The sequence below is a fragment of the Planococcus sp. CAU13 genome (assembly GCF_000775575.1).
In the GTDB taxonomy this organism is placed as follows: Bacteria; Bacillota; Bacilli; order Bacillales_A; family Planococcaceae; genus Planococcus.
The window spans coordinates 1-2,424 of sequence record NZ_JRGN01000159.1 but is presented as its reverse complement, the minus strand read 5'-3'; the positions used below and the strand labels follow the sequence as shown (position 1 = coordinate 2,424).

Here is a 2,424-nt window from a genome sequence, read left to right as displayed (position 1 = left end):
CAGAGCTTAGCGGGCGCCGTCGCTTTTCTTAATCAATAGGACAGATCCTTAATGGAAAGTCCCAGTTTCTTCATCAATTCAATCGCTTCGTCTTTTTCTTCAGGTGACAGCGCGCTTGTCAATTCATGGAGATGCTTCTCGTGTTCAGGGAAAATGCGCGCCATGAACTCTTTTCCTTCTTCTGAAATTTCCGCATACGTCACCCGGCGATCCGTCGGGCAATTGATCCGGGCAATATAGCCCCGTTTCTCCAGTTTATCAATGACATACGTAATCGATCCGCTGGCAAGCAGGATTTTTCCGCCAATTTTTTGCAGTGGCTGTTTGCCCTTATGATACAGCAACTCCATTACCGCGAATTCCGTGGGGTTTAAGCCATTTGCCTGGAAGAATTGATTGGCCTGCTCGGAAATCGCTTTATGTGCGCGTGACATTACGATAAATAATTTCAATGATTGTCTGATCTCTTCATTCATGCTATCCACTCTTTTCCACTTAATAAACGCTATAAATTAAATTATAGCCCTTTTCCAAGAAATTGGCATCCCTATGGTTTGCCGGATAATTCAGCCGATGATTACGCGCTCTTTCGGATAGTGGAATTTTGTCGGATCCGTCTTCCCGCCGATAGTAAACAGGAATGAGATGAGTCCTACCCGTCCTATGAACATCAGCACCATGATCGTCAATTTGCCGACCGACGAAAGATCATCGGTTAATCCAAGAGACATCCCACAGGTACCGAATGCACTTGTTATCTCAAAAATGATTTCAATGGCTGTAGCTTCCGGTTCAGTTATGAAAAGAATCATGGATGAAACAATGACCATAAAGCCCGCCAGGATAATAACTGCGTATGAACGAAAAACATCAATCAACTGGATTTCCCGTTTAAAAATCTGGATGGTGTTTTTGCCTCTGGCGAAATTGATAAGAAACAGAATGGCAATAGCCAGTGTAGTCGTCCGTATACCGCCCCCGGCAGAACTCGGAGAAGCCCCGATAAACATCAGCACACTCATGAAAACATTTGTGGCCTCGTCAAACTGGGTTATATCGACCGTGACCAGACCGCCTGAGCGGGATGATACCGAATGGAACATCGCCGCGAACAGCGTTTCATGCCAGGACATTTCCCTGAAAGCCTTTAAAGATTCCAGCATCAGGATTCCCATCGCGCCGATGGCCAATAAAATCCCAAAAGTGCTGACAGTGATTTTCGTGAACAGGGAGAAGCGGAAGTTCTTGTCTTTATTGGACAGGAATTCCTTCAATTCAATCAGGACCGGGAAGCCGATTGCGCCAAGAATGATCAGGATCATATTGATGATCTGGACAAAATAATCATTGAAATACGGCACCAGTGAGTTTCCGGTTATATCAAATCCGCCGTTTGTCGTTGCAGTGACTGATGCAAAGACGCCCTGCAGCAGCGCTTCATTGAACGTATCGTAGTATTGCAGGAAATAGAGCGTCAGGATGATCGCGCCGATAAGTTCAATCAACAGCAGGATGGAAATGATATTCCGGATCAGCTTGACGACGCCAGCCGTCGTCAGCTGGTTGTGGTCGACCATGATCAGCTGACGCTCGCGGAGGCCGATTCTTTTTCCGAGCAATAGCCAGAAGAAAGTGCCGATCGACATGATTCCGATGCCTCCGAGCTGGAGAATGAACATAATAACGACGATGCCGAACACCGTATAGGTTTCTGATATATTGACTACCGTCAGGCCAGTGACACTGACCGCACTGATGGCAGTGAACAGCGTATCAATTAAGGACACGCTTACGCCATCCTGATGGACTCCGGGGAGCCGCAATAACAGAAAAGAAATGCTGATGGCAGCGAAGTAATAAGACGCAATGGCCTGTGCAGGTGTTAGATTACGGATTTTTTGAAACGATTTATTCATATGCAGGAAATCCTTTCGACTTCTGTTATCTACCTATTCTATGTAAAGAATTTGAAAAAGGAAAGAGAAATTATTCTTCGCCGCACTTCGGGCAGTAAAAAACAGCAGAAATGAGTTCCTGCTGTTTTCATTATTCCTTATTATTTTTGCTGTTGCCTTTTTGTTTGCTGTTGTCTCCACTGTTGCCATTATTGCTGCTGCGATTTTCGTTCTTGCCATGCTTCGCTGGCGTTTCCGGTTTATTTTCATGGCCTTTTCCATTATCATCTTTATCTTTCTTTTTTTGCTGGCCGGGTGCATTTTCTTTTCCTATATTGGCCGGTGGCTCAACAGATTTATCCTTTTTATCCTGGCCCGGCACTTTTTCGCGCTGCTCCTGGCCTGGAGGATTCGGTTTTCCTTTTTCAGCGGCCGGTGTCTCTTTGCGTTTTTCCTGGCCTGGAGGGGCTTGTTTTTCGCTGGTTGCAGGAGCTTCCCCGCTGTTGTCTGCATTCTTGTCTTCCTGTTT

2 protein-coding genes and 1 pseudogene are annotated in these 2,424 nt (G+C 45.8%); all 3 read right to left on the bottom strand.

The window, feature by feature from the left end:
• Positions 1-32: 32 nt before the first annotated feature.
• A complete protein-coding gene (locus KW93_RS06795; protein ID WP_033542237.1) occupies positions 33-476 on the bottom strand; it encodes a MarR family winged helix-turn-helix transcriptional regulator in 444 nt (147 codons plus the stop codon).
• Positions 477-566: 90 nt separating this feature from the next.
• Complete coding sequence (locus tag KW93_RS06790) at positions 567-1,916, bottom strand: TrkH family potassium uptake protein (protein WP_033542236.1); 1,350 nt, start codon at positions 1,914-1,916, stop codon at positions 567-569.
• Positions 1,917-2,046: 130 nt separating this feature from the next.
• A pseudogene (locus KW93_RS17440) lies at positions 2,047-2,424 on the bottom strand (hypothetical protein); the annotation flags it as partial.

Coding starts and splice junctions, on each gene's coding strand:
- KW93_RS06795 (WP_033542237.1), bottom strand. CDS start 476: ATGAATGAAGAGATCAGACAATCATTGAAATTATTTATCGTAATGTCA.
- KW93_RS06790 (WP_033542236.1), bottom strand. CDS start 1,916: ATGAATAAATCGTTTCAAAAAATCCGTAATCTAACACCTGCACAGGCC.